The organism is Mycobacterium paraseoulense (assembly GCF_010731655.1).
In the GTDB taxonomy this organism is placed as follows: Bacteria; Actinomycetota; Actinomycetes; order Mycobacteriales; family Mycobacteriaceae; genus Mycobacterium; species Mycobacterium paraseoulense.
The window spans coordinates 2,913,444-2,938,227 of the sequence record NZ_AP022619.1 but is presented as its reverse complement, the minus strand read 5'-3'; the positions used below and the strand labels follow the sequence as shown (position 1 = coordinate 2,938,227).

The window sequence follows — 24,784 nt, the reverse complement described above, 5'->3', positions numbered from 1 at the left end:
GTTTTCGTAGTTCACAGCCGCTCTACCAACTTCTGCACCAGGCCCAGTGCGGCGAACACCGCCACCGTGAGCACGACGAACGCCACTACGCCCATTTCGAGCCCATCTTGTCTCCGTTCCGCGCCCATCGCGTGCATACGAAAGGACCTCATCGAGGTAGCCACAGCGCTTTCCTCGGAGGCAAGGTCAGCTTGAAGTTAGCTGGGGCCGCGCCGGTAGGGCCTTTGGTTGACACTTTCCTAACGGGCTCGCTGGGCACCTTTACGGCTTGTTTACGCACGCCAGTTCGAACCCGTTGCCGCGCGTCCCGTCAATGGGCCACCGTAGCAAGGGCTTTTGAGAAGTACCGCGCCACAGCTCATGGCACGAGCCGTTCGCACCGGTGATTCGATCCAGACTCACGCTGATGATGAGGGGTCGAAAAGGATCCGTAAACATTGGCGCCTCGGGCGTATGGATGATGTTCGGGGTCGCAGCGGGCGACATGAGCCAGGCGTAGACCCGAACCATGCGTGAGCCTCAACAACGGACCGTTGAACGCGTGGTTACCCAACCCGCCCAGGCACCGATTTCCGGACCGAACTTCTTGTCGCGCCTGCGCGACGGCGCCCACCGCTGGGGATCGTATGAGGCCGTGGTCAGCCGGTACGGTGTTCGCCGCTACAGCCTGATCATCTACCCGCCGGGAGCCAGCACCACCGACCGGCGGCTGGCACGGCTGTGGCGTGCCTGGCCGACAACCGCCGCCGCGCTCATGCTGCTGTGCGCCATGGTTTTTGACAATGCGATGACCTCACCCGACACCGCGCTGACAGTCGCCGCGGCCGCTTACCTGAGTATCAGCATGCTCCTCTTCCTGCGGGGCGGACCGCTCCGCGTTCGAGCCAGGTCGATGTCGATCATCCTCATGCCCGACACCACCGACGTGCAGGAGTTGCGCAGGTACATGCAATGGCGAACGTTGGTCGAAATGCTCATCGACGCCGACCGCATGTTGGCGACTCGTGCCATTTCACCGGTCGAGCATGAGGCCACGTGGTGGGAAGCCTATGACAGCTTGGCGGCGCTCACGGATGTCTGATGCGCGCCCGGGCCGTCGATCATCGGGATCCGGACCCGGAAAACCGTTCTGCCCTCTGCGGATTCGGCGGCGACGGAGCCGTGGTGAGCCTTGACGATCGAGTCGACGATGGCCAGGCCCAGCCCGGTGCCCGAGCTGTTGAGTCTGGAGTTGTCGGCCCGGGCGAACCGTTCGAACAGGCGGGGGAGAAGCTCGGGGTCGATGCCCGGCCCGTCGTCGGTGACGCTCAGTTCCGCGAAGGGCGTCCCCGGCCCGCCGCGATGGCAGGTGATCGCCGTCGTGACGGTGACCCCTGGTGGGGTGTGCACCCAGGCGTTGTTGAGCAGGTTGCTGACCAGTTGGTGCAGCCGGGCATGATCGCCGCGGACCCACACCGGTTCGTCGGGCAGGTCCTTGACCCAGTGGTGCGTGGGCGCCGCGACCGCCGCGTCGTTCACGGCGTTGACCACGAGCTCGGCCAGGTCGACATCCTCGCTCTGCAGGTCTTGCCCTTCGCCGAGGCGCGAGAGCAACAGCAGCTCGTCGACCAGCAGCGTCATCCGCCGCGCTTCGGACTCGATGCGGGCCAGCGCGTATTCGGTGGTAGGGGGCAACTCCGAGCTGTCCTGCCGGGTGAGTTCGGCATATCCCTGAATCGCCGCCAGCGGCGTCCGCAGCTCGTGGCTGGCGTCGGTGATGAATTGCCGCATGCGCAGGTCGGATTCGGCCCGCTGGGCCAGCGCGCTGTCGACGTTGTCCAACAGCTTGTTCAGGGTGTGGCCGACGATGCCGACCTCGTTCAGCTGGTTGGTGTCCCGCGGCCGCACCCGCACGCTGATTCGGTGGTCGTCGTCGGTGAGCGGCATCGCGGCGACCTCCGCCGCGACGCCGGCCAGCCGGCGTAACGGTCGGAGGGTGTAGCCGACGACCCACATGGTGAGCCCGGCGGTGACCACCAAGGCGGCCGCGATGAGCAGGGTGGTGGTGAGTTGCTTGCGGGCGATGATCCGGTCGGCGAGGTTCAGCGAAACCCCGGCAACCAGCACGTCTGACCCGGCGACGTGGCTGTTGAGCCGGTAGAACCCGAGGCTGCCCAGGTTTTCGGTCCGTGGCGGCCCGTCACCCCACGACTGCACTTCGATGGCGCGGACCACATCGGCGGGTGCCGGCCGTGCTTCGGCCTCCGAGAACACGGCCGATCCGATGACGGCGCCGTTATGCAGCACCACGATCAGGTTTCCCGGCGTCTGATCGGTGAACTGCAACATCGCCTGACCCAGCGGCTTACTACCGTCGGCCGTATTACGTTCACCGTCACGGTATTTGGCGTACGAGTGGCCCAGCGCGTCCAAGGACCCGGCGACGTCGGCGTCGCTCATCGCGGTGACGTAACCGCGCAGGCTCAGCACGGAGACGATCCCGACCGTCATCAGCACCACGCTGACCACGGCCAGTACGCCCAACAGCAATTGGCGACGCAACGAACGGGGCAGCCACCGCGGAAGGTCTCGGGCCAAGGCGTCCCGGCCCGGGCTCATTCCGGAGGCCGCAGCATGTATCCGACACCGCGCACGGTGTGAATCATCGGATCCCGGCCGGAGTCGATCTTCTTCCGCAAATACGAGATGTACAGATCGACGATGCTGGTGCGCCCGGCGAAGTCGTAGTTCCACACCCGGTCGAGGATTTCGCTGCGGCTCAGCGCGCGGCGGGGATTGCGCATGAGGAAGCGCAACAATTCGAACTCGGTGGAGGACAGCGATATCTGGGTGCCGTCACGGGTCACCTCTCGGCTGGCGGTGTCGACCCGCAGGTCGCCGACTTTGAGGGTTTCGGCGGCCGGCGGGGTCTGCTGGCCGGAACGGCGCAGCAACCCGCGCAGCCGGGCGACGAGCTCTTCGAGGCTGAACGGCTTGGTCATGTAGTCGTCGGCGCCGGCGGTCAGGCCGGTGACGCGGTCCATGACCGAGTCCCGCGCGGTCAGGAAGAGCGTCGGGGTGTAGGCATCGGATTGGCGGACGCGTTCCAGGATTCGCAGCCCGTCCACGTCGGGAAGCATGATGTCGAGCACGAGCACGTCGGGGTTGACCCTGTCGAACTTCGCCAGCGCCTCGCGACCGTTGTGGGCGATGTCGACGACCCAACCCTCGTAGTGCAGCGCCATCTTCACCAGGTTGGTCAGCGCCGGCTCGTCGTCGACCAGCAGGACCCTGATCGGTGAACCGTCGGCGCGGTAGATCCTGGGCAGCTGCCCGAGGATGGCTTGGCGAGGGCGCTGGCCGCCCCCGTATCCCGACATTGCGGTCATGTTCCTCCATTCTGGCAAGGCACACACCCGACTGTCACGAAGCTCATAGGAATCTCAAATGTTGACGTCTGGGTGCGTCACGTCAGCGGGCGCTCAAATATGTGTTTGATATGTGTCCTACCGGCTTGTCCGAGATGGTCTGGTTTGCCAAACCTGCGGATTTGCAAGGCCGTTGGTCGGGATGCACCGGCTGATTCCAGCGAATATGACCCAAACAGGCTGCGCTAGAACCAGTTTAGCTTGTTTGCAACGGGCGGCATTTCGGCGAATGCGCCTTCCGGCCGAATGCATACCCTTGTTACAAGGACGACGGAGTCCCGGCTCGCATTAAGTCAACGCTACGTGCGCGTTACCAAAAATGGCTCTTTGAACCGCTTTTCGACGCAAGGGTGCACGTCGCAGGGCGTTCTTCCGTATGGTCACCGGCACCTCTTTCGCGGATTCGGCAAAACCGACTAGCAAAAGGACAGTAATGGATTTTGGTGCGTTGCCGCCGGAAGTCAACTCCGGGCGGATGTATGTGGGGCCGGGGCCCGCGACGCTGCTAGCGGCCGGGGCCGGATGGGACTCGCTGGCCCTCGAGCTGCACTCGGCGGCAGCCGGCTACGACTCGGTGATCACGACCTTGACGGGCGAATGGCTGGGGCCGACGTCGACGGCGATGGCCGCCGCGGTGACGCCGTACATCGTGTGGTTGCAGGCGACCGCGGCGCTGTGCGAGCAGTCGGCGATGCAGGCGACCGCCGCGGCGGCGGCCTACGAAGCGGCGTACGCGATGACGGTGCCGCCGCCCGTCATCGCGACCAATCGCGCTCGCCTTATGGCGTTGATCGCGACCAACGTCCTGGGCCAGAACACCCCCGCGATCATGGCCACCGAGGCCGAGTACAGCGAGATGTGGGCCCAGGACGCCACCGCGATGTACACCTACGCCGCCAGTTCGGCAACCGCGTCCACCTTCAGCACCTTCGCGCCGCCGCCGCAGACGACCAATCCTGGTGGGGTCGCCGGCCAGGCCGGCGGGGTCGCCCAGGTGACGGGCACCCAGGCCGCCACCAAGGTGCAGAGCACGTCGGCGCATGTGATGTCGTCCGTTCCGCAAGCCCTGCAGGGCCTGTCGACGCCCGGGTCGTCGCCCAACGCGGGTCTGGCGCAGGCGGCGATGGGCACCGAGGCGTCAGTCGGTACCTCGGGAGCTACCGCGCCGGTCAGCGCGCTGTCGAGCCTGACCAGCGCGTCCGGCAAGGGCTTTGCCAAGACCGCCAGCGCGGGTACCGCGGCCGCGTCTGGAGTGGCCACGGGCTCCGGATCGTTGCTGAGCGGCGGAGAAGGAGCAGTCTTCACGGCGTTCGGTGTGGGCTCGGATGCCGCCGGCCTGGGCGCCGACGGGGCGGGCCTGGGGGCCGACGGCGGGGGGATCGGTATGGACGTCTATGGGGTGACGCTGGACCTGGAGGGGGCGGGTTCGATCCTGGGGGCCGAGGGCGTTCCCGGTTTCGAAGGCCCGGAAGCCCTGGGCGGTGTCGGTCTGGGAAATGTCGGGTCGCTGGGAGGTTTGGGCGAGGGCGCCTCGGCAAGCGTGGGTCAAGGAGCCTCGCTGGGGACGTTGTCGGTCCCGCCGGGCTGGGCCAACGCCGCGTCGGCGGTGACGCCGGTGCCCGCCGCCCTCGACGCCAACGGCGCGCCGGCCGGGTGGAGTGCGGCGCCCACGCCGTCGCAGGCCACCGGGATTTCCAAGCTGCCGCTGGGCGCCATGGTCGGGCGTGAGTCCGACGGCGCGGTTCACCGGATCGGGTTCCGTCCCTCACTCATCCCGCGGTCGCCGGTGGCCGGATAGGCCCGGCCCCAAGGCTCCCGCAACCGAAAGGGCCCGCACACCGTGGTGTGCGGGCCCTTCGAGTGAAGAGGCGCGGTGTCAGGCCCAGCTGGAGCCAACGGCGCTGTCGGTGCTGGCCATGTTGCTGCCGGCGCTTTGCACCTTCTGCCCGTGGGCGTTGGCCTGCTCGTAGATCACCTGGAAGTTGCGACCCAACTGGGTGATGAACTCCTGGCAGGCCACCGAACCGGCGCCGCCCCAGAAGTCACCCGCAGCAAGCACATCGCGAACGATGGCCTGGTGCTCAGCCTCCAAAGACGCGGCCTGGGCGCGGATCAAGGCACCGTGGGCGTCGACATCGCCGAACTGGTAGTTAATGGTCATTGCTTAGCTCCTTAAAAGTGTTGGAAGACAGCGGGTTCGACCGTTAGCTGCCGAGGATCTGCTGCGAGGCCTGCTCTTGCTGCTCGTAGTTGTTCGCGTCGCGGATCAGCCCGTCGCGCACCCCGTGGAGCATGTTGACGATGTTGCGGAAGGCCTGGTTGACCTGACCCATGGTGTCGTACGAGGTCGCCTGCGCCTGACCGCTCCAGCCCGAGCCGGCGATGTTCATCGACGACGCCCACATCTTGCGGGCCTCGTCCTCAACCGTCTGGGCGTGCACCTCGAAGCGACCCGCCATCGCCCGCATCTCGTGCGGGTCAGTCATAAAACGTGTTGCCATTTGCTTTCTCCTTGTCGTTCAAGCCTTCAATGTCGAAGTCTTAACAGCTGTAATTGATGCGGTGGTGGCCGCGTTATGGACAGATTACGGCCTACCGGTTAACTGATCGCCTCAAACGGGTGACATGTACCCCCTTATTTCCCGTAGCGGTAATCCCGACATCAGACAACGACCTGCTTGGGCATGACGATCGGCTTGAAGCCGTACCGCGGTCCGGAGCCGTAGGCGCCGGCGCCCTTTGCCGCAGCGGCCATGCCCGGCATCCCGGGCATCGCCGCGACCGGCTCGGCCTCCGCCGCGGCCGTCCACCCGGAGCCCTCGAGCGGAGCGGTGGAGGAGGCCAACGACGCCGGGGCGGCCGCATTCCAGCCGGCCGGCACGGACAGCCCGCCGACCGCGGAGGCCTCGCCCAGGGCGGCCGACGCACCCGCTCCCGACACCGAGCCCACCATGGTGCCCTGCACCATCCCGCCGGCGAGCGGAGTGACGGAGTCGGTGAGCGCGAACGGGATCGACGGCACGGAGCCCAGGGTGTGGCCCAGCGACACGGCCGTCGGGATGGCGTTCATGACCCACCAGGCCGCGGTGTTCACGCTGCCGTTGATCGCGTTCAGCACCGATGGCGTGCCGAGGAAGTTGTCGATCGAGCCCAGCAGGCCAGGGAACGTCGGTGTGATGGGGTCCGCGGCGGCCGCCAACGGCGCCGCCAATGGCGCCGCCAACGCCTGGACGGTGCCGCCCGTCGAGTCCGCCGCGAGGGCAGCGCTGTCCGCGGCCGCGGCGGTCGCCGGACTGGTGGTCGAGGTCAGCGGTGTCACGGGCGTCAAGACTCCCGCGGCCAGTGAGGCCGCCTGGTACGCGGCCATCGCGGCGGCGTCCTGGGCCCACATTTCGGCGTACTCCGCGTCCAATGCGGCGATCTCGGCGGCGACGGTCGGGATGATGGCCATCGGCAACAACGACGCTTGCAGTGTTCGATTCGCCACGACCAACGGTGGGGGCACCACCGCCGCGTACACCGCGTCGAAAGCAGCCGCCGACGCCGTGGCCTGGGCGCTCGCCTGCTCGAGCGTCGCCGCCGTCTCGGTGAGGTAAGTGATGATGGGCTGGGCCGCGGCCGCCGCCGCTGCCGACCCGCCTCCCGTCCACTGCTCGCTGGTCAGCAGCGAGATGATCGATTCCCACTGGGTGGCGGTGGTGCTGATCTCCGCCCCCAGGTTGGCGTACGCCGCCGCGGCGGCCATCAGCGGCGCGGAGCTCGCACCGGAGTAGATGAGCGAGGAGGTGATCTCCGGGGGAATTGCTGCAAAGTCAAGAACCATTGGTGTTTCCCGCTCCTTTTGTCTATTGGAATTTCACGTCTCTTGAGTAAGTGAGCAATGCCTAGACGGCCGTCGGCTTCGGCATGACGATCGGCTTGACGCCGTAGCGCGGCGCACCGAAGCCGGCGCTGTTGCGCGCGGCGGCGCCCATCCCCGGCATCCCGGGGATGATGCCCCCGGTGCCGGCCTGCGGCGCGGCGGCGGTCCAGCCCACGGTCTCCAACGGTGCGGCGCTGGTGCCGACCACCGGGGTGGCGGGGGCCGCCCACGTCGGCGGCACCGAGAGCTTGCCGACCAGGCTCGCCTGGCCCGCCGCGGCCATCGGCATCGCGCCCATGCCGGCCATGCCGCCACCCATCGGCGCCGTGACATCGGCGAGGCCCGCCGCGTCGGCGGCCGAACCGGCGGCGTCGGCGGCGGAGGTGTCGAGCAGGCCGCCACCGGCCAGGCCGAGCAGGTCGGAACCGGCGGAGGCCCAGTTGCCGAAACCGATGTTGCCGATGTTGGCGCCGTTGCTCGACAGGCCGAAGAGCCCCCCGAGCATGGCCGGGTTCGTGCCGTTGCCGGTGCTACCGAGGAGGTAGGAAAGCCAGTCGAGGGCACCGCCCGGCGTGGCGGTCGCGGCGGCGGGAGCTGCGGCTGCGGGATTTGCGGCGCTCGCAAGAGTGGCCTGGGCGGCGTTGATGGCCTCGGTGTCCCCGTAACTGCCGGAGCTGATGCCCAGGGTTTGCGCGTACTGCTCCAGCATCGTCTGGGCCTCTGCGGCAATGGCCTGGTATTGGGTGCCGTACGCCGAGAAGATCGCCGCCTGCTGGGCCGAGACCGGGTCGGCGCCCGCGGGAGCGATCACCGTCGTCGCCGCCGCCGCGCCCGCGTTCTGCGCAGCCAGGTTGGTATTGATTCCCGACAGCAGCTGCTCCGCAGCTAACATCTCTTCTGTCTGTGTCGTCAGAAATGACATTTATTGCTCCCTACTGTTCGGAACGGCCGACCCCCATGCGGTGGATCGACCCTGAGTGTTCGCGTAACGGCCCCTGTGCGTTGGCGTAACACTAACGACCCCCGAGTCCACGTTCCCGGCCGAAAGGCCCGGGGTGACAGCCGTTTACGGCTTCTTAACGAGGAGGGCAGTAGTTTTAACACGGTCCTGCCGGACGACATAGCGGTGTGATCTGTCATCTGCCGGAAAGCCGTGGTTAAGCGGCGTGGGCGCGGATACTAGCCGATGGCTGCCCGCGTCGCATGGTGTGAATTTCCCTCAACTTCAGCGGGACGCGATGTCCCGGTTTCGGCGGCCGCGCGCTAGATTCGCCGCCGAGCCCCCATAGCCCAATTGGCAGAGGCAGCGGACTTAAAATCCGCCCAGTGTCGGTTCGAGTCCGACTGGGGGCACAAGCGTCCGCGCAGCTCAGCGCAACGGCCGCAGGTACAGCCGAGCTTGGTACCAGAGGTAGAGCCTTTATGCCCTGGCTGGCGGGCGTCGTCGGGGCGAAGGATCACCCTGTACAAGGTTGAGGAGGCCGGGTGATCAAGCAAGCCATAGTGGGTGCTGCGGTGGTTCTGTTGGTCGGTGGCTGCTCACCTGGCACGCACAGCAGCGGTGGCGGCACCACCACCACAACGGCCCACGCCCAGGCCGTGCGCGGCTGGGTCGAACTGACCAAAGACCACATGCAGGACTTGGGCATCGCCATGGGCAAGGCCACCTTTGCCATCGGCAGCCAGGACTACCCCGCGCTGGGGGCGGCCTGCCACGAGGGCCACGAGGCGGCGAGCTTCCTGCAGGGGCACATGCCTTCGCCCGACAAAGAACTCACCGACGCGCTGCAAGCCAGCCTCGACGACTTCGACGCCGCGTCCCACTTCTGCGTCGCGGCGATCGAGGACCACGACGCGAACGAGGCCCGCCACGCCGGCGAATTCATGAATTCCGCGGAGGGACATCTCACCACCGCCACCGCCGTCCGCGACCGCATCGTCAACGGAGCCCCGTAGCAAGCAGAGGGCAGGCCGACATTGAGGTTTTGCGACTTCGTCGCAACGGAGAGAGGAAGAGGCATGAATCGCGAAGTGAGCAAGTTCTTCTGCGGAGCGTTCGCCGGGATCGCCTACGCGCACGCGGGCTACGCCATCGCCGCGTCCAGCGGCATCATCGACGAGCCCATCTTCCTCGGCAGGAAGTGGGGCGTCGGATTCATGTGGACGGAGGCCGCCGTCTACACCGCGGTCAGCGCGGCATTCGGGTACGCCGGCTGGCGTCGCCATCCCGTCACGCTGCGAGACGTGAGCGCACCGGGGACGGACGGTCAGACTACGCACGTTACGGACGTGGCGAAGGTCCCGCTGTCTTCGTCGAATTGATCGGCCCGGATGAACGCCCGTCGTAGGAAGTGGCGGCCGGCCGCCTGTGCGGTCCTGCTGTTCGCGACCGTGCCCCTCTTCTCAGCGTCGGCGGCGGCGGATCCGGCCGATGACGCGTTCATCGCGTCGCTGGCGAACTACGGGATCGACGTCCGAGACAGTGGCACGGCGATCGCGATGGCCCACCGGGTGTGCACGGGGTTCGACAACAACGCGAATGCCAGCGTCCTGGCGATGAAGGTGAAGCGCGACACCAATCTCTCGATGAGGCAGTCCAGCTACTTCGTCGGCCTCTCCGTGGCCGCGTACTGCCCGCAGTACCGCGGACAGATCGACAGCTCGCTGATCTGGCTGATTCCCGGGCCCCCGCTGATGTGACCGCGCAGTCTGGTCGGGAGGCGCATCGCCGGCAGGCCGAGGCGCGCCGGGCACAGTAAGTTGGTCGCGACCGCCACCGCGAAGGAGTTGCGCCGAAGTGACCGACGATCCGCGGGGCGACGGCGTCTCCCGTCAATACGATCGGTGGCAGTATCCGCCCCCGGTGACCGACCTCGCGGCGTGGAGCAAAAACCACTGGGATTGGTTCGATCCCCACTGGGCGCACCGGGTGTTGTGGCCGGACCGGGAGTACAAACCGGACCTCGACATTCTCATCGCGGGTTGCGGCACCTTCCAGGCGGCCCTTTTCGCCTTCATGAACCGCGGCGCCAAGGTGGTCGCCATCGACGTCAGCCGGTCGGCGCTCAGTCATCAGCAATATCTGAAAGACAAGCACGGCCTGGGCAACTTGGAACTGCATCTGCTGCCCATCGAGGAGGTGTCGACGCTGGCCCGCGACTTCGACCTGATCGTCTCCACCGGCGTCTTGCACCACATGGCGGATCCGCTGGCCGGTCTGGAAGCGCTGGGCGGCTGTCTGCGCACAGATGGCGCGCTGGGCGTCATGCTGTACGCGCGGTACGGCCGGATCGGCGTCGACATGCTCGAGTCGGTCTTTCGCGACCTCGGCCTGGAGCAGGACGAGGTCGCGGTCCAACTGGTCAAAGAGGCGATCGCGGTACTACCGGCGGATCACCCCGTGCGCACATATCTGAAGGGCGCGCGCGATCTGGTGTCCGACGGCGCCCTGGTCGACACCTTCCTGCACAGTCGGCAGCGCAGCTACACCGTCGCGGAATGCCTGGACCTGGTCAGCTCGGCGGGGCTGGCATTCCAGGGCTGGTTCCACAAGACGCCGTACTACCCGCACGACTTCGTCGCGCCGGTCAGCCGGTTCCAGGAGATGCTGAACCAACTTCCCGAGGTCAAACTCTGGTCGGTGATGGAACGCCTGCAGCCGGCGAATGCCACCCACTTCTTCATCGCCTGTCGGCCGGAACGGCCGAAAGCGCATTACGCCATCGATTTCTCGAGCGCCGCCGCGCTCGACTACGTCCCGTTGCTGCGAACGGCCTGCCTGCTGGCCGGGGATGAGATCCACCTGCCCGGCACGAAGCTGAAGCTCAACCCGGCTCAGCTGCCCTTCGTTGCGCAGGTCGACGGCCGTCGCCCGATTCGGGAGATCATCGCGAACGTTGCCCAGCACGGCGGCGTCGGCCCGGACAAGGCCGATCTGGTAAAGGAATTCGGGCGCAAGCTGTTCGAATCGCTATGGCGCCTGGACTTTTTGGCGATCGCGCTGAACCAGAACCCGTCGGGATAGCTGCAGGCGCGTTCAGGTGCATTCGCGCTAACCGGCTGGCGGCACCGCGTCGTTTGCCAGTGCTGCTTCCGCGACGGACGGCCGCCCGCCCGGATCGGGCGGCTCGCCCCGGTCGGCCAGCCGCGTCAGCAGGCTGCCGATATCTTTCGCCGCTGCCGTGTGGTCGGCCGCGCCGGCGTTTATGGCATTCTTCGGCAGATCGGGAAACTGCGCATCGGCCGGCTCCTGAACCACGGTTACCCCTCCGCTGGCCTGGATGGCGCGCGGCCCGGCCACGCCGTCGTCGAGCATCCCCGACATCAGGACACCGATCGCGCGCGGGCCGTAGTCCAGCGCGACGGATCGGAACAGCGCATCGATCTCCGGTCGGCGACCGCCCTCCCGCGGCCCATCCGACAGCGCGACCCGGTGGTCTCGCGCAAGCAGATGATGGTCGGGCACGGCGGCGTATATCCGCCCGGCCTCCAGGACCGCCCCGTCGACCGCCCCGACCGCCGGCAACGGGCCGCTTCGCCCGACGATCTGCGCCAGCAGGGACGGCCCGCCCCGGCTCATGTGAATGACGATCATGACGGCGAATGGGAAGTCGGTCGGCATGCCCGCCGCCAGTTCGCACAACGCCTCGATGCCCCCGGCGGAGGCACCGACGGCCACCACGCCTTCAGCGGTGTTGCCGTGCGCTCCATGACTCGACCAGCCTTGCCCGCCCTGACTCACGGCTCGGAGAACCCGCCGCCGTCCACAGGCGTGTGGCCTCCAGACTGGCCCCGGCAGGAGGCGACGCCAAGGGCAATAAGCCCTTTCCTGGCCCACGATCGGCAAAGCCCTTGGCCGCGCGGCGATCACGGCGATCAGCGCGGCTGGACGGTGGTTGTCTTGACGCCGGACCAAATTTTGGGCCTGCCGCCGACAGTGGGGCGAACCGCCACTCATACACTGACCCATCGTGGGCATGCTGTTTGGTCTTGCGCCGTGGATTGTTTATTGGGTGCTCGTCGGAAACGTCCCGTTCGGTGCCGCCGCGCTGGCCGGCCTCGCGGTCGCGGTCATCGCGCTGGCGATCGACGCCGTCACCGGGAAGCCGGAGCGGACGCTCGAAATCGGTTCTGCCGCAGTGTTTGCGATAGTGACGGCGCTGACGTTCGCGCTGGGCGGGTCGTTCGTCCAGCGGTGGATGCTGCCGCTCAGCATCGCCGGCCTGCTGGTGGTGGCGCTGGCCGGCACGCTGACCGGCAAGCCGTTCGTGCGCGCGTTCGCGGCCGCAGAACAACCCGCCGACGTCGTCAGGACCGAGCTGTTCGGCCGGACCGTCGGCGTCCTGACCTGGACCTGGGTGGCGACGGCGGCCGGCATGACGGTGTCGTCGGCGATCCCGCCGATCGTGCGGGCTGACGCCACGATGCTGGACACCGGGGCTCCGTTGTCGTACGTGTGTTACTGGCTGATTCCGTTCACGCTGTTCGGCCTCGCGGCGCTGGCCTCGCGGTTACTGCCCGCGCGGATGCTGATCGGTGTCGAGGACATGGAACGGGAGACCTCGTTCGTCGCCTACGACGAAGCCACCATCGACGAGCTGTACTTCCTCGCCCAGGAACACGCGAACCGGGAGGTCGGCCCCGGCAAGGAGGCCTACAACGTCAAGGTCGGGGGCATGGGCACCCCGTTGACGGGGGACGAGTCGCGCAAGTCGTGGCCGTCGACCTACAAGGTGCGCGACAAGCGGCGCTGAACGCGCCTCCCGCCGCTAGTCGTCGGCGATCCCGGGTGAGCTGAGCGCCGCGACGGTGTCTTCCCGGCGGCGTAGCGAGCGCGCGGCCACCGCGAACTGGTTGAGCTTGTCGATGACGGTCTGCCCTTCCGGCCTGTGACCCCAGATGCTGATCCCCTGGTGGGTGGTGGGCTCCCAGGTGGCTTCGTCGACGACGATCGGGTTCCACCCGACCTCCCATTCGAAGCCCGACGGCGTCAGAGCGTAGTAGGACAGCTCCTTGTCGTTGGTGTGCTGCCCGACCGACAGGGCCATGCCGAACCCCAGTTCCTTGACCCGCTGGTAGGAGCTCACCATGTCGTCGAGCGTGGCGACCTGGACGTTGACGTGCTGGACCCGGGTGCGAATCGGGTTGACCGGCAACGCATTCACCGACGCGATCGCCACGGAATGGTGACGCTCGTTGACCCGGAGGAACCGGATCTTGAGTTTCAGCCCGTTGATGGTCTCGTCGATGTAATCGGAAAGCCGCGCATCGAAGACGTGGTGGTAGTACCCGCGCATCTCGTATGGCTTCTTCGTCGCGAGGGCGACGTGGCCCATTCCGCTTGCGCCGGTGACGAATCCGCTGCCCGGTACGTCCAGGGACAGCGGCGCGGTCCGGGCGGTGGTGTAGATCTCCTGGGCGAGCCGGTTCGGGCCGGGAAACCGCACGTAGCGCTCGACACCGCGCAGCTTCGCTTCTTCGTCGGGACCCTCGACGCTGGGCACCCCGTGGTCGGCGACGCGGCGACTGATCTCGTCGAACGTCGCATGGTCGTCGAGCTGCCAACCCAGCGCCACGACGTCCTCGGCCGGGCCCCGTCGCAGCAGCACGCGACATGCGTTGTCGTCGAGGCGGAACCGGACGGTGTCGGGCGCCATCTCGTCGAGGTGCATGCCGATCGCGTCGCGCCCGAAGCGCTTCCAGTCGCTGATCTTGTTGGTCTCGATCACGACATAACCCAGGTGAACATTGCCGAACACCGAGGGCTTTGGAGTGGTAGTCATATTGATCCCGGTAATCTCTTGCAGCGGTTAGGTCTTCAGGAACGCGGCGGTGACCGCGTTGAACAGGTCGGCGCGCTCCCACTGGACCCAGTGGCCGGTGTTGGCGGCGATCAGCACGTCGGCGTTGGGCATCCGCTCGGCCAGCATCGCCGCGCCGCTGGGTTTGTTCACCTTGTCGTCTCGGCCCCAGACGATCAGCGTGGGCGTCGCGAGGCCGCCGAGCCGGTGGTCGCGGGTGAAGTCCATCCGCCACAGCGTGCGCAACCCCGAGGGGCGTTGCAGCGGCGGATCGGCGATGACCTCGGGGTCGATCGAGGCCTGGTAGCGGGACTCGATCAGCGAGTCCGGCACGGCGTCGCCGTCGTACACCAGGTACGAACGGATGAACGTGCGCAGCTTGTCCAGGCTCGGTCCGTCGCCGCCGTAATAGGCCAGCAGGCTCCGCAGACCCTCGCTGGGCAGCCCGCGGCTCGTGCCGACGCCGCCCGGACCCATCAGCACCAACTTGGTCACCCGGTCGGGGGTGTCCAGGGCCAGCCGCAGCGCGCACGACCCGCCGTAGGAGTTGCCGACCAGGTGCGCGCCGTCGATGCCGAGCTCGTCGAGCATGCCCCGGATGTGATCGGCGAGGTATCCGAACGGATCTCGCCGGTCGACGCCCTTGCCGGAGCGGCCGTATCCGGGCATGTCCGGAACGATCACCCGGAAGTGCTCGGCGAGCGGCTCAATATTGCGCGCGTAATTCGACATCCCGGACGCGCCCGGTCCGCCGCCGTGCAGGAGCACGACCGCCGGGCCGGTGCCGGTCTCGGCGACGAAGATGTCCTTGCCTCTGACGCTTATGGTGCGTTCGGTGATCGTGTTCGTGGGCACTGGGTCTTTCCTTACGACTTGAAGCCGGCCGGCGGCGGGGGGAGGGGCTGGGCGCCGGTGGCGCCGGCGTAGACGAAGCCGTCGGGGCGAACTGCCACCGCCGAGGCGCCCTTCTTGCCGAGCCAGCGGGTCAGCGACCCGTCTTCGTCGACCAGGCAGTCGCGGCGCGGGACGCTGCCGGATGGGGTGATCTGCAAGAGGGGCACGCCGGCGGCGCGCCAGTCCGGGCATTCGGCTGCGCGCCCGGTATGCAGCACGGTCCAGCGGCCGCCGACCACGTCGTCGAGACGCACGCGGTCCCCCTTTTCGTCCTGGACCCAGGGCTGGGGGATGAGCCAGCCGACGGCGCCGTTCCCGTTGCGCGCCAGCAGGCCCTCCCGGTAGCGGGCGTCGGGCAACCAGCGGTGGTCGCGCAGCCAGGTGAGGAAGTACGGCACCCTGCTCGCGGCGCGCAAGAGGTGATTGCGGGCGGCCGCGCGGAAGCGGTTGCGCTGAATGATGAGCTTGCCGGTCTTCACCGCGCGGTTGGTCACCTCCCGCACGTGCGGCAGCCGCTCGGCCTGGTAGGTGTCCAGGACGGACTCCGGCAGCGACCCGTTCAGCACGGCCCCGAGCTTCCAGCACAGGTTCGCCACATCCCGCACCCCCGCGCACATGCCCTGGCCGATCCACGGGGGCATCGCGTGGGCGGCGTCGCCGGCCAGGAAGATCCGGCCCACCCGCCACCGATCGGCGAAGCGAACGTGGTGGCTGTAGCAGGCGAAGCCCAGGATCCGCACGTCGTCCGGCGTTATCCCCTGGCCGCCCAGCACCTTCCAGATCGCGTCCTCCGACAGCAGGTCGAGCTCGTCCTCCTCGTCGCGCACCGGGAACTCCCAGCGGTGGTGTCCCAGCGGGGTGGGGCAGTCGACGGTCGGCCGTTCGGGGTTGCAGTGAAACCGCAGCCGGTCGTGCCCGGGCCATTCCTTCAGCACCTTGGTGTCGATGACGATCCAGCGCTCGGCGAACGTCCGCCCGCCGAACCCGACTCCCAGCTGGGCGCGCGTCGCGCTGGACCCGCCGTCGGCGGCGATCACGTAGGAGGCGCGGATGCGCCGGAATTCGTCGGTGGTCAGATCGGCGAGCATCAACTCGACGCCGTCGCCGTGCGGGACCAGCCGCAGGCATTCGTGCTGGAGCAAGACGGACACGTTGGGGAAGCGGTCAACCCCTTCGCGCAGCACCTTCTCCAGCGCCGGCTGGTAGATGAACTGCTGGGGCGGGTGCCCGTTACCCCTCGACACGGGCAGTAGCTTGACGAACGGCACGCCGTTGGCGTCGACGAAGCTCGCGCCGCAGCCCGGCTGCATGTCGGCGTTGAGCCGGTCCGCCAGCCCCACCTGCTGCCAGATGCGAACCACCTCCTCGTCGGTGGAAATGGCGCGCGCTCGCGCATAGATGTCGGGATCACGTTCGACCACAACGACGTTGAGGCCCAACCGGCCCAGCAGGTTCGCAGCGGTGCAGCCGACCGGGCCGTAGCCGACGATCGCTACGTCATAGGTCTTCGGGTCAGTCATCTCGGGCCCTTCGCCGGACTTGTTAATGTAGTGATCCATACAGTAAGCTCATGGAGCGTGACAGTCAACACCCCAAAGGAGGCAACGTGAGCGCCGACGCCGGTAGCACCGACTCCGCCGGATCCCGCACCCGCCGCCGCACCCGGGCCAACGGGGAGCAGTCACGGGAGCGGATCCTCGATGCGGCGACGGAGGTCGCCACCGAACGCGGGTACGAGGGCACCACCATCTCGCTGGTCAGCAAGAAAAGCGGCCTGCCGCCGACATCGATCTACTGGCACTTCGCCGACAAGGACGACCTGATCGCCGCGGTGATCGAGCGCAGTTTCGGTCGCTGGCTGGCGGCGCTGGACCTGCCCGGCGGCGCCCTGGTGCCGGGGCGGGTGGCCGAGCTCGGGACGCAGGTGGCCAAGGCGCTGCTGGATGCGCCCGACTTCATCCGCCTCGGCCTGATGCTGGCGTTGGAGCGCCGCCCGGTCGAGCCGCGTGCGAGAGAGATGTTCCTTCGAGTTCGCGACGAAGCCTTTCGCCGGTTCGAGGCGGTCGTGCGCGACGTCGCGCCCGGGCTCGACGAGGAGGGCGTGCGCCTGCTGACCACCTACGCGATCGCCGGAGCCGACGGCCTGTTCATCGCCAAGGAAGTGGGCGGCGACTCGGTGGACCTGATCAAGCTGTTCGACCTGCACGCCCGCCTGGTTTTCCAGTCGGCGACCCGGCTCCTGGAGTCCGGAGAATTCGCATGATCGAGACGACCGCCCAGGACCCGCAACTGGACGAGGCGGCCCAGCGGTTGTACGCGGCACAGGCGAGCAGCAGCCCGATCCAGCCGCTCACGGACGCTTATCCGAGTTTCAGTGTGGCCCAAGCCTATTCGGTGCAGCGGCGCAACCTTGCGCGCCACCTCGGTGCGGGCGCGCGGCTGCGCGGCCACAAGATCGGGCTGACCTCCGCGCCGATGCAGGCGCTGCTCGGTGTCGATGAACCCGACTTCGGCTACGTCCTGGACAGCATGGTGCTGGGCGACGGGACGGCGGTGCGGCGGGCCGCGTTCTGCATGCCGCGGGCAGAACCCGAGGTGGCGTTCTTGCTGCGGGCACCGCTGCGCGGCCCGGGGGTGACCGTCGCCGAGGTGATGGCGGCCACCGAGGCGGTGGCCGCGGCGCTGGAGATCGTGGACAGCCGCATCGCCGACTGGCGAATCACCCTGGCGGACACCGTCGCCGACAACGCCAGCTCCGGCGCGGTGGTGCTGGGCGAATGGGTGCCGATCGCGGACGCGCCGCCCCTGCCCGGTACCACCGCGGCGCTCTACCTGAACGACACGCTCGTCGAAACGGGGCGGGGCAGCGCCGTGATGGGTGACCCTGCGGTGGCCGTCGCCTGGCTGGCCAACGCCCTGGCCGAGTACGGAACGGCGATCGAGGCCGGGCAGTTCGTGATGTCGGGCTCCTACACCACCGCCGCGTTCGTCGAGGCCGGCGACCGCGCGGCGGCCACCGTCACCGGCCTCGGCGCGGTCGGCGTGAGCTTCGCGTAGACCGAGAGGAAACCCATGACCAGTCAACAGTTCGCCGTGGCGATCATCGGGTCGGGCAACATCGGCACCGACCTCATGCTCAAGATCCTGCGCTGCGGCGGACCGCTGAGGATGGCCGCGATGGTCGGCATCGACCCGAACTCCGACGGGCTGGCGCGGGCGAAACGCCTGGGCGTCCCGACGTCGTCGGAGGGCGTCCACGGGCTGCTGGCCATGCCGGGCTTCGAGCAGGTCCGCCTGGTGTTCGACGCCACCTCGGCCGAGGCCCACGTCGAGCACTGGGAGGCGTTGCGCCACACCGGAGTCCGCGTGCTCGACCTCACCCCGGCCGCCGTCGGCCCGTTCTGCGTCCCGGTGGTCAACCTCGAAGATCATCTCGACGCGCCGAACCTCAACATGGTGACGTGTGGCGGGCAGGCCACCGTGCCGATCGTCGCCGCGGTGAACCGGACGGCGCCGGTCACCTACGCCGAGATCGTCTCATCGATCTCCTCGAAATCCGCCGGCCCGGGCACCCGCGCCAACATCGACGAGTTCACCGAGACCACCGCTGCCGCACTGGAAGTCGTCGGCGGAGCGCAGCGGGGCAAGGCGATGATCGTCCTCAACCCCGCAGAACCGCCGATCCTGATGCGCAACACGGTGTACTGCCTCGTGGAAGGCGACTGCGACCACGCCGCCGTCGAATCGTCCATCGCGGCGATGATCGAGCGCGTCCGGTGCTACGTGCCCGGCTACCGGCTCACCCAACCGGTGCAGTTCGAGACCTTCGGACCCGACAACCCGCTGCACATCCCCGAGACCGGGAAATTCATCGGCACCCGCGTCACCACCCTGCTGCAGGTGACCGGCGCCGCCGATTACCTGCCCGCCTATGCCGGAAACCTCGACATCATGACGTCCGCGGCGCTGGCCACCGCCAAAAGCATTGCCGCGCACTCATTGACGAATGTGGGAGGGTGATCGTGACCCAGCCGCTCTACATCAGCGACGTCACGTTGCGCGACGGGATGCACGCGGTCCGCCACCAGTACACGCTGCGCCAGGCCGCCGCCATCGCCGCGGCGCTGGACGCGGCCGGGGTGGACTCCATCGAGGTTGCCCACGGCGACGGGCTGGGCGGGTCCAGCTGCGTGTACGGTTTCGGCGCACACACCGACCTGGAGTGGATCGAGGCGGTCGCCGGGGCGGTCCGCCGCGCCAAGATCGCCACGCTGGTCCTGCCGGGCATCGGCACCGTTCGCGACCTCGCCGCGGCGCACCGGTCCGGGGCCACCGTCGTGCGGGTCGCCACCCACTGCACCGAGGCCGATATCTCCGCGCACCACATCGCCGCCGCCCGCGAGCTGGGCATCGACACCGTCGGCTTCCTGATGATGAGCCACCTGGCCACCCCGCAGGCCCTGGCCCGGCAGGCCAAGCTGATGGAGGAATACGGAGCGGGCTGCGTGTACGTCGTCGACTCCGGCGGTGCGATGACCATGCGCGACGTCGCCGAGCGCGTCGACGCGGTGCGCCAAACACTCTGCGCCGAAACCGAAGTCGGCATCCACGCCCACCACAACCTCTCCCTGGGCGTGGCCAACTCGATGGTCGCCGTCGAGCATGGGTGCCGGCGCGTCGACGCCTCCCTGGCCGGGATGGGCGCCGGGGCGGGCAACGCCCCGCTGGAGGCCTTCATCGCGGCCGCCAGCCGGATGGGTTGGGAACACGGCTGCGACCTGAACGCCCTCGAGGATGCCGCCGACGACCTCGTCCGCCCGCTGCAGGAGCGCCCGGTGCGCGTCGATCGCGAGACGCTGACGCTCGGCTATGCCGGGGTGTACTCCAGCTTTCTGCGTCATGCCGAGGCGGCGGCCGAACGGTTCGGCGTCGACGCGCGCGCGCTTCTCGTCGAGGCCGGGCGTCGCGGGATGGTGGGCGGGCAGGAAGACATGCTCGTCGACATCGCCCTCGATCTCACGGGTGTGGCGGCGCGTTGACCGCTCACGCCTCGTCCAGCGCGGGGAACAGCAGTTCCTGCGCGAGCAGCTGCAGGGCCGCCGCGAGCGGGATCGCCACCAGCGCTCCGACCACGCCCAACCACGCGGCGCCGAGCAACACGGCGACCACCGTGACGCCGGCCGGCACCCGGACCGCCCGGCCAATGATCCGGGGGGTCAACAGATAATCCTCGCCCAACCGAAACCCCATGTAGAAGGCGACGGTGGCGATGGCGACCGGGATCGAGACGCTGAGCGCGACCGCTGCGACGATGAATCCGCCAACGGTTGAGCCGTAGGGGAACAGGTCCAAGACGGCGACCACAACCCCCAGCAGGACCGCGTAGGGGACATCGAGCAGGACGCACCAGACGAAGGTGGCGAATCCGGCGATGACCGACGTCAGCACGTTGCCGAAGAGATAGGCACCGAACTTCGCCACCACCTCGTCGCCGATCAGGATGGCGCGCGGCCGTCGGGAGTTCGGCAACAGCCGGTAGAAGCCCGCCCGGATGCGGCGCATATCGGCGAGGAAGTAGATGGTCAGCATGGCCACGATGCCGACATGGGACAGCACACCGAACACCTCGGAGCCCGTCCGCACGATCCCCGCGAAGGTGAAACGGCCGGAGCCACTGACCATCTCGGTGATCCGCTGTTGCAGGTGCACCCGCTCGTCGAGGCGGCCGATGAGCGACGAGCGGTCGTGGGCGTGCTGCAGGTAGTGCGGCAGTTGCTCGACGAGCTGGCGCGCCTCCTGGACCAGCGGGGGTATGGTCGCGGCCACCGTCCCGGCTACGAGGCCGAAGACGGCCGTGACCACGACCGTGACCGCCGCCCACCGCGGCAGCTTGTGGTTGACGAGCCACGACACAGCTGTCTCGAGCCCGAGCGCGAAAAACATCGCCACGCCGATCAACACCAGAACCGACGACATCGACCCGAGGACCCGCACCGCGCCATAGGTCACAGCCACGCCGGCCGATGCGGTCAACCCCATGATGAACGGTGAACGCCGGTCGAACCGCTGTCCCCGCCGGCCGAAACGGTGTTCAGCGGAACGCAACCGGGCGGCTCGTTGTTCGGCCTCGACAATCGGGCCTTCGTCGTCGCGATGCGGCTGACCCACCAGCCGGTGATGACCCTGATCTCCGGGATGGTGTGGAGGGTCTCGATGTTCAGCGCTGTCAACCACGTGCAGTGCCCCAATCATCGGCAGTTCTCGCCCGGCGTCCCCTACAGCGTGACGTTCGCGCGGGGTAAGAGGTCGCATGACACGCGCGTCGAGACCCGCCGTGCAGCGCAGTCGGTCGGCCCTCCCGGTGTTCGGATACGTTGGTGTCCGGCGGGGCGGCCCGACCAGCCGCATGCGCTCCGCGTCCGGTTGCGGCGCTACCAGGGAGGCCCACGGGATAGCCATGAACGCGCTCAGCCCAGACGCCATTCGCGCGGAAACCATCATCGTCACCGGCCACGGCGGTGACGAGATCGAGGCATACCGCGCCACCCCCCTCGCCGAGGGGGCGCGCGGCGGGGTCGTGTGGATCCATCACATGCCCGGCTACGACCGCGAGACCAAGGAGTTCGTCCGGCGGCTCGCCGTCAGCGGCTACCACGCGGTGGCCCCGAACCTGTATTCGCGTGAGGCACCGGGCGCGTCGCCCGACGACGCGGCCGCGGCGGCGCGTGCTGCCGGCGGGGTCCCCGACGACCGGCTGGTCGGCGACGTCGCGGGCGCGGTCGAGCACCTGCGTACCCTGCCGGGCGCCAACGGGCGGTTCGGTGTGATCGGGCACTGCTCGGGCGGACGCCACGCGTACCTGGCGGCGTGTTCGCTGCAGTTCGACGCCGTCGTGGACTGCTACGGCGCGTTCATCGTCGAGGATCCGCCCGAGGGCATGCCCAAGACGATGAAGCCGATCCTGGAGTTGGCGCCGAACCTGAGCTGCCCGTTGCTCGGCCTGTTCGGGCTCGACGACCGGTTCCCGTCGCCCGCCTCGGTGGCCGCGCTGGACGAGAAGCTGAACACGCTGAACAAGCCGCACGAGTTCCACTCCTACGCGGGCGCGGGCCACTCGTTCTTCTCGGTCGATCGCCCCGCATACCGGCCAGAGGCGGCGGTCGACGGCTGGCGGCGCATCGATGCCTTCTTCGCCACCCACCTGAAAGGCTAGGTTGGCCCGCCATGTGCACTCATCTCACCGAACATGTTGCGATCGACGGCAGCGGCAAGGGCTCCACGGGGTGGTTCGGCGCCAGCCGCGCGACGGTGTACGTCGACCACCCGGTCCACGCGCCCTACGGCCACACCGTCAACATCGACGTGATCAACCCGGCGCTCGGGCCGTCGGCGCGGGTGGCGCTGGAGCTCACCGAGGAAAGCGCCCTGGCGCTGGCCGACGCCATCCGGGCCGCGATCGCCCACGCGCCGGCCGGCCTGGCCGCCAAGGATCAGACGTGACCGCCGGGCGCGACTACCCCGTAATGGCCGCCGTGCGCGGCAGGGTCGAGCCCGCGCCGCGCCGGGTGCGCGGCTATCTCGGCGACGCGCTGGTGTTCGACACCACCGCCGCCCGCTATGTGTGGGAGGTTCCGTACTACCCGCAGTACTACATCCCGTTGGCCGATGTCCGGGCGGAGTTCCTGCGCGACGAGAACCATCCGCAGAAGGTGCAGTTCGGTCCGTCACGGCTGCATTCGATCGAGGGCGCCGGCCAGACCCACCCGTCCGCCGCGCGGGTCTTCGACGCCGAGAGTGACAGCCCGGTGGCCGGCACGGTGCGCTTCGAATGGAACCCACTGCGGTGGTTCGAGGAAGACGAGCCGATCTACGGGCACCCGCGCAACCCCTACTCGCGGGTTGACGCGTTGCGCTCACACCGGCGTGTTCGGGTGGAGTTGGACGGAATTACGCTGGCGGACACCAGGTCTCCGGTCCTTTTATTCGAAACCGGTTTACCCACAAGGTATTACATCGATCCGACGGATATTTCGTTCGAGCATCTCGAGCCGAGCGCGACACAGACGCTGTGCCCCTACAAAGGGGTGACGTCGGGTTACTGGTCGGTGCGGGCGGGGGATGTCCTGCATCCCGATCTGGCTTGGACTTACCACTACCCGCTGCCCGCCGTCGGCCAGATCGCCGGACTGGTGGCGTTTTACAACGAAAAGCTCGACATCTTCGTCGACGGTGCCGCCCTGCCCCGACCGCAAACCCAATTCAGCCCGTGAGCGCCGTGTGATCTTTCCCTCGTTGAGGGCTCATCCTGAGAATTTCTTATCTTGACCAATGCCGCGGCCTTGAGCGGGGACGTTAGCGGCTGACGCGAAATCCGCCGGTGCGCGTTTGCGTCGGTTTCGCTACGGGTAAGCGACTGCGATACAGCGTAATTGAAAGCCTGTGCAGAACCTGAGCGCGGGGAGTGACGTAGCTAACGTCGGGGGATTTGGGACCGTTCGACGCGAATTTTGGCCGGTAGACTCGCAAAACCAGTCGCGTCGGCGCCTCTAGGTGCTGAGATCCGGTGGATCCGGAGGGCCGAATTGTCGTGCAAGTCCCGGCGACTTTGCCTCCGCGCCGACGACATAGCAAAGGCGGTACAGCGTGAGCGCTTTGAACGGCCGCAAGGCCTTGCAGGACGAGCGGGATGAGCGGCTATTCCGACTCGACGAGACCTCGGTAGTCAACATTCCGGTACGAAACGGTCCGGTCAGCGACATCGGCATCAGCCCCGACGGCAGCCGGCTGGTCGCGGCCAATCACGCTCGCGGCACGGTCTCCATCGTCGACACCGATGCCCGCCTGGTGGTGCAGACCCTCAACCTCGACGAGCCGTTCGCGATCGCTCTGAGCGGCGGGGACGCACCGCGCGCCTACATCAGCACCGCAACATCGTCGTATGACTCCGTCGACGTCGTCGACGTCGCCGCGAACGCGCACATCGCGACCTATCCGCTCGCCCACAGCGTGAGCGACCTGACCGTGAGCGCCGACGGCGGGTTCGTCTACGCCGGACGGAACCGCGCCCGCGGTGCCGACATCGCGGTCGTCGACACCAGAACGGATGACGTCGACGTGATCGAACTCGCCACCGCGCCGGGGACCACCGTGGACTGCGTGCGCATCAGCCCCGACGGCGGTCACCTGTTCGCGGCCACCAACGGGCCCGCCGGTGGCCAATTGGTCGTCATCGAGGCGCGCACGACCTCCGACGGCGCCGCCGGCACCTACGACCTGGGTTTACCCATCCGCGACGTCGCGCTGACCGCCGACGGCGGCACGGCCTACGTGGCCAGTTGCGGGCCGGTGGTCGGCGCGGTGCTCGACGTCATCGACACCCGAACCCGCAAGATCACCGCCACGCGCAAGCTCAGCGAGGTCGCCGGCCCGCTCACCCGCTTGGCGCTCAGCCGCGACGGCCGCCGCGCCTACTTGGTCAGCGACGACCGCGTCGCGGTGGTCTGCACGCGAACCCTCGACGTCGTCGGTGATATCGGGGCGGCGAAGCACCCGTCCTGCGTGGTCGAAAGCCCCGACGGCAGATACCTCTACGTCGCCGGCCATTCCGGTGTGGTGACCGTCGTGCCGATCGCCGCGGGCGGGGGACCGGCCGAGGCGCCGACCACTCGGCTGGCCGAGCCGGTGTGGCGGGAACCCGTACTCGCCTAGGGCAATTGCTCACGCCGGCGCCGAACCCGGGCTTAGGGTGGAGGCTGCCGACGGCTGATCGCTGCCGGCCCCGGATGCTGCCACCCGGTGGCCCGGAGGGTTGACATCAGGCG

26 protein-coding genes, 1 tRNA gene and 1 pseudogene are annotated in these 24,784 nt (G+C 68.1%); 16 read left to right on the top strand and 12 right to left on the bottom strand.

What is annotated here, in order from left to right; translation table 11 throughout:
* Positions 1-11 precede the first annotated feature (11 nt).
* Entirely contained in the window at positions 12-164 is a 153-nt protein-coding gene (locus G6N51_RS29215; RefSeq protein ID WP_232078375.1) for a hypothetical protein, read from the bottom strand.
* A 377-nt stretch (positions 165-541) separates the two neighbouring features.
* Between G6N51_RS29215 and G6N51_RS13475 the strand changes: the two genes are divergently transcribed.
* Positions 542-1,081, top strand: coding sequence for a DUF6611 family protein (locus G6N51_RS13475; RefSeq protein ID WP_083166711.1), 540 nt, complete (start codon positions 542-544; stop codon positions 1,079-1,081).
* On the opposite strand, the gene G6N51_RS13470 is transcribed toward G6N51_RS13475, so the two are convergent.
* Both G6N51_RS13470 and G6N51_RS13465 read right to left on the bottom strand, forming a co-directional pair.
* Entirely contained in the window at positions 1,048-2,598 is a 1,551-nt protein-coding gene (locus tag G6N51_RS13470) for a sensor histidine kinase (RefSeq protein ID WP_083166708.1), read from the bottom strand. The two genes, G6N51_RS13475 and G6N51_RS13470, sit on opposite strands and share 34 nt — an antisense overlap.
* Positions 2,595-3,368, bottom strand: coding sequence for a response regulator transcription factor (locus G6N51_RS13465; protein WP_083166705.1), 774 nt, complete (start codon positions 3,366-3,368; stop codon positions 2,595-2,597). The genes G6N51_RS13470 and G6N51_RS13465 overlap by 4 nt, the downstream gene beginning before the upstream one ends.
* Before the next feature lie 472 nt (positions 3,369-3,840).
* Between G6N51_RS13465 and G6N51_RS13460 the strand changes: the two genes are divergently transcribed.
* Positions 3,841-5,205, top strand: a complete 1,365-nt coding sequence (locus G6N51_RS13460; RefSeq protein WP_163750714.1) for a PPE family protein, SVP subgroup — start codon at positions 3,841-3,843, stop codon at positions 5,203-5,205.
* 78 nt (positions 5,206-5,283) lie between these two features.
* Here G6N51_RS13460 and G6N51_RS13455 read toward each other — a convergent pair whose 3' ends face one another.
* The 4 genes from G6N51_RS13455 to G6N51_RS13440 form a co-directional block, all read right to left on the bottom strand.
* Positions 5,284-5,568, bottom strand: coding sequence for a WXG100 family type VII secretion target (locus G6N51_RS13455; protein ID WP_046182844.1), 285 nt, complete (start codon positions 5,566-5,568; stop codon positions 5,284-5,286).
* Positions 5,569-5,611: 43 nt separating this feature from the next.
* The gene (locus G6N51_RS13450; RefSeq protein ID WP_007771418.1) at positions 5,612-5,908 is read right to left on the bottom strand and encodes a WXG100 family type VII secretion target; all 297 of its coding nucleotides are present in this window, start codon (positions 5,906-5,908) and stop codon (positions 5,612-5,614) included.
* 161 nt (positions 5,909-6,069) lie between these two features.
* A complete protein-coding gene (locus G6N51_RS13445; protein WP_083175227.1) occupies positions 6,070-7,230 on the bottom strand; it encodes a PPE family protein, SVP subgroup in 1,161 nt (386 codons plus the stop codon).
* Positions 7,231-7,291: 61 nt separating this feature from the next.
* Positions 7,292-8,191, bottom strand: coding sequence for a PPE family protein, SVP subgroup (locus tag G6N51_RS13440; RefSeq protein ID WP_083175230.1), 900 nt, complete (start codon positions 8,189-8,191; stop codon positions 7,292-7,294).
* A gap of 357 nt (positions 8,192-8,548) precedes the next feature.
* On the opposite strand from G6N51_RS13440, the gene G6N51_RS13435 reads away from it, so the two are divergent.
* From G6N51_RS13435 to G6N51_RS13415, 5 genes are all read left to right on the top strand, one after another.
* Positions 8,549-8,622 (top strand) — tRNA-Leu (locus tag G6N51_RS13435).
* A gap of 132 nt (positions 8,623-8,754) precedes the next feature.
* Positions 8,755-9,225, top strand: coding sequence for a hypothetical protein (locus tag G6N51_RS13430; protein ID WP_083175233.1), 471 nt, complete (start codon positions 8,755-8,757; stop codon positions 9,223-9,225).
* A gap of 63 nt (positions 9,226-9,288) precedes the next feature.
* Positions 9,289-9,591, top strand: a complete 303-nt coding sequence (locus G6N51_RS13425; protein WP_232078374.1) for a hypothetical protein — start codon at positions 9,289-9,291, stop codon at positions 9,589-9,591.
* Between the two features lie 9 nt (positions 9,592-9,600).
* The gene (locus G6N51_RS13420; RefSeq protein WP_083175237.1) at positions 9,601-9,969 is read left to right on the top strand and encodes a DUF732 domain-containing protein; all 369 of its coding nucleotides are present in this window, start codon (positions 9,601-9,603) and stop codon (positions 9,967-9,969) included.
* A gap of 97 nt (positions 9,970-10,066) precedes the next feature.
* A complete protein-coding gene (locus G6N51_RS13415; protein ID WP_083175240.1) occupies positions 10,067-11,293 on the top strand; it encodes a class I SAM-dependent methyltransferase in 1,227 nt (408 codons plus the stop codon).
* A gap of 93 nt (positions 11,294-11,386) precedes the next feature.
* Here the strand turns inward: G6N51_RS13415 and G6N51_RS13410 are convergent.
* Positions 11,387-12,010, bottom strand: a pseudogene (locus G6N51_RS13410) (chemotaxis protein CheB); the annotation flags it as partial.
* A 229-nt stretch (positions 12,011-12,239) separates the two neighbouring features.
* Between G6N51_RS13410 and G6N51_RS13405 the strand changes: the two are divergent.
* On the top strand, positions 12,240-13,022 hold the full coding sequence (locus tag G6N51_RS13405; protein ID WP_083175243.1) for a hypothetical protein: 783 nt from the start codon (positions 12,240-12,242) through the stop codon (positions 13,020-13,022).
* A 15-nt stretch (positions 13,023-13,037) separates the two neighbouring features.
* Here G6N51_RS13405 and G6N51_RS13400 read toward each other — a convergent pair whose 3' ends face one another.
* Genes G6N51_RS13400 through G6N51_RS13390 form a run of 3 tightly spaced genes read right to left on the bottom strand, consistent with a single transcriptional unit; the run spans position 13,038 to position 16,483 of the window.
* Complete coding sequence (locus G6N51_RS13400) at positions 13,038-14,051, bottom strand: VOC family protein (protein ID WP_083175246.1); 1,014 nt, start codon at positions 14,049-14,051, stop codon at positions 13,038-13,040.
* A 27-nt stretch (positions 14,052-14,078) separates the two neighbouring features.
* Positions 14,079-14,924: an alpha/beta fold hydrolase gene (locus G6N51_RS13395; RefSeq protein ID WP_083175249.1), complete on the bottom strand. Its 846-nt coding sequence runs from the start codon at positions 14,922-14,924 to the stop codon at positions 14,079-14,081.
* 11 nt (positions 14,925-14,935) lie between these two features.
* Positions 14,936-16,483 carry a bifunctional 3-(3-hydroxy-phenyl)propionate/3-hydroxycinnamic acid hydroxylase gene (locus G6N51_RS13390; protein ID WP_083175313.1) on the bottom strand — a complete coding sequence of 516 codons (1,548 nt, stop codon included), beginning with the start codon at positions 16,481-16,483 and terminating at the stop codon, positions 14,936-14,938.
* A gap of 86 nt (positions 16,484-16,569) precedes the next feature.
* Here G6N51_RS13390 and G6N51_RS13385 point away from each other — a divergent pair, with 86 nt between their 5' ends.
* Genes G6N51_RS13385 through dmpG form a run of 4 tightly spaced genes read left to right on the top strand, consistent with a single transcriptional unit; the run spans position 16,570 to position 20,002 of the window.
* Entirely contained in the window at positions 16,570-17,226 is a 657-nt protein-coding gene (locus G6N51_RS13385) for a TetR/AcrR family transcriptional regulator (protein ID WP_232078372.1), read from the top strand.
* Complete coding sequence (locus tag G6N51_RS13380; RefSeq protein WP_083175254.1) at positions 17,223-18,020, top strand: 2-keto-4-pentenoate hydratase; 798 nt, start codon at positions 17,223-17,225, stop codon at positions 18,018-18,020. Before G6N51_RS13385 ends, G6N51_RS13380 begins: the two co-directional genes overlap by 4 nt.
* A gap of 15 nt (positions 18,021-18,035) precedes the next feature.
* Complete coding sequence (locus G6N51_RS13375; protein ID WP_167528585.1) at positions 18,036-18,983, top strand: acetaldehyde dehydrogenase (acetylating); 948 nt, start codon at positions 18,036-18,038, stop codon at positions 18,981-18,983.
* Positions 18,984-18,985: 2 nt separating this feature from the next.
* Positions 18,986-20,002 carry a 4-hydroxy-2-oxovalerate aldolase gene (gene dmpG / locus G6N51_RS13370; RefSeq protein WP_083175321.1) on the top strand — a complete coding sequence of 339 codons (1,017 nt, stop codon included), beginning with the start codon at positions 18,986-18,988 and terminating at the stop codon, positions 20,000-20,002.
* A 4-nt stretch (positions 20,003-20,006) separates the two neighbouring features.
* Here the strand turns inward: dmpG and G6N51_RS13365 are convergent, their stop codons facing one another.
* Positions 20,007-21,131: an AI-2E family transporter gene (locus G6N51_RS13365; protein ID WP_232078371.1), complete on the bottom strand. Its 1,125-nt coding sequence runs from the start codon at positions 21,129-21,131 to the stop codon at positions 20,007-20,009.
* Positions 21,132-21,420: 289 nt separating this feature from the next.
* Between G6N51_RS13365 and G6N51_RS13360 the strand changes: the two genes are divergently transcribed.
* The 4 genes from G6N51_RS13360 to G6N51_RS13345 all read left to right on the top strand — a co-directional run bounded on the left by G6N51_RS13360 (position 21,421) and on the right by G6N51_RS13345 (position 24,671).
* The gene (locus tag G6N51_RS13360) at positions 21,421-22,176 is read left to right on the top strand and encodes a dienelactone hydrolase family protein (protein ID WP_083175259.1); all 756 of its coding nucleotides are present in this window, start codon (positions 21,421-21,423) and stop codon (positions 22,174-22,176) included.
* Between the two features lie 11 nt (positions 22,177-22,187).
* Positions 22,188-22,463, top strand: coding sequence for a DUF6295 family protein (locus tag G6N51_RS13355; RefSeq protein WP_083175262.1), 276 nt, complete (start codon positions 22,188-22,190; stop codon positions 22,461-22,463).
* A gap of 23 nt (positions 22,464-22,486) precedes the next feature.
* Positions 22,487-23,233, top strand: coding sequence for a DUF427 domain-containing protein (locus G6N51_RS13350; RefSeq protein WP_083175323.1), 747 nt, complete (start codon positions 22,487-22,489; stop codon positions 23,231-23,233).
* A gap of 373 nt (positions 23,234-23,606) precedes the next feature.
* On the top strand, positions 23,607-24,671 hold the full coding sequence (locus G6N51_RS13345) for a WD40 repeat domain-containing protein (RefSeq protein ID WP_083175264.1): 1,065 nt from the start codon (positions 23,607-23,609) through the stop codon (positions 24,669-24,671).
* The last annotated feature ends 113 nt before the right edge of the window (positions 24,672-24,784 follow it).

Coding starts and splice junctions, on each gene's coding strand:
- G6N51_RS13380 (WP_083175254.1), top strand. CDS start 17,223: ATGATCGAGACGACCGCCCAGGACCCGCAACTGGACGAGGCGGCCCAG.
- G6N51_RS13450 (WP_007771418.1), bottom strand. CDS start 5,908: ATGGCAACACGTTTTATGACTGACCCGCACGAGATGCGGGCGATGGCG.
- G6N51_RS13420 (WP_083175237.1), top strand. CDS start 9,601: ATGAACGCCCGTCGTAGGAAGTGGCGGCCGGCCGCCTGTGCGGTCCTG.
- G6N51_RS13445 (WP_083175227.1), bottom strand. CDS start 7,230: ATGGTTCTTGACTTTGCAGCAATTCCCCCGGAGATCACCTCCTCGCTC.
- G6N51_RS13470 (WP_083166708.1), bottom strand. CDS start 2,598: ATGAGCCCGGGCCGGGACGCCTTGGCCCGAGACCTTCCGCGGTGGCTG.
- G6N51_RS13390 (WP_083175313.1), bottom strand. CDS start 16,483: ATGACTGACCCGAAGACCTATGACGTAGCGATCGTCGGCTACGGCCCG.
- G6N51_RS13465 (WP_083166705.1), bottom strand. CDS start 3,368: ATGACCGCAATGTCGGGATACGGGGGCGGCCAGCGCCCTCGCCAAGCC.
- G6N51_RS13425 (WP_232078374.1), top strand. CDS start 9,289: ATGAATCGCGAAGTGAGCAAGTTCTTCTGCGGAGCGTTCGCCGGGATC.
- G6N51_RS13440 (WP_083175230.1), bottom strand. CDS start 8,191: ATGTCATTTCTGACGACACAGACAGAAGAGATGTTAGCTGCGGAGCAG.
- G6N51_RS13460 (WP_163750714.1), top strand. CDS start 3,841: ATGGATTTTGGTGCGTTGCCGCCGGAAGTCAACTCCGGGCGGATGTAT.
- G6N51_RS13375 (WP_167528585.1), top strand. CDS start 18,036: ATGACCAGTCAACAGTTCGCCGTGGCGATCATCGGGTCGGGCAACATC.
- G6N51_RS13400 (WP_083175246.1), bottom strand. CDS start 14,051: ATGACTACCACTCCAAAGCCCTCGGTGTTCGGCAATGTTCACCTGGGT.
- G6N51_RS13355 (WP_083175262.1), top strand. CDS start 22,188: ATGTGCACTCATCTCACCGAACATGTTGCGATCGACGGCAGCGGCAAG.
- G6N51_RS13455 (WP_046182844.1), bottom strand. CDS start 5,568: ATGACCATTAACTACCAGTTCGGCGATGTCGACGCCCACGGTGCCTTG.
- G6N51_RS13350 (WP_083175323.1), top strand. CDS start 22,487: ATGGCCGCCGTGCGCGGCAGGGTCGAGCCCGCGCCGCGCCGGGTGCGC.
- G6N51_RS13360 (WP_083175259.1), top strand. CDS start 21,421: ATGAACGCGCTCAGCCCAGACGCCATTCGCGCGGAAACCATCATCGTC.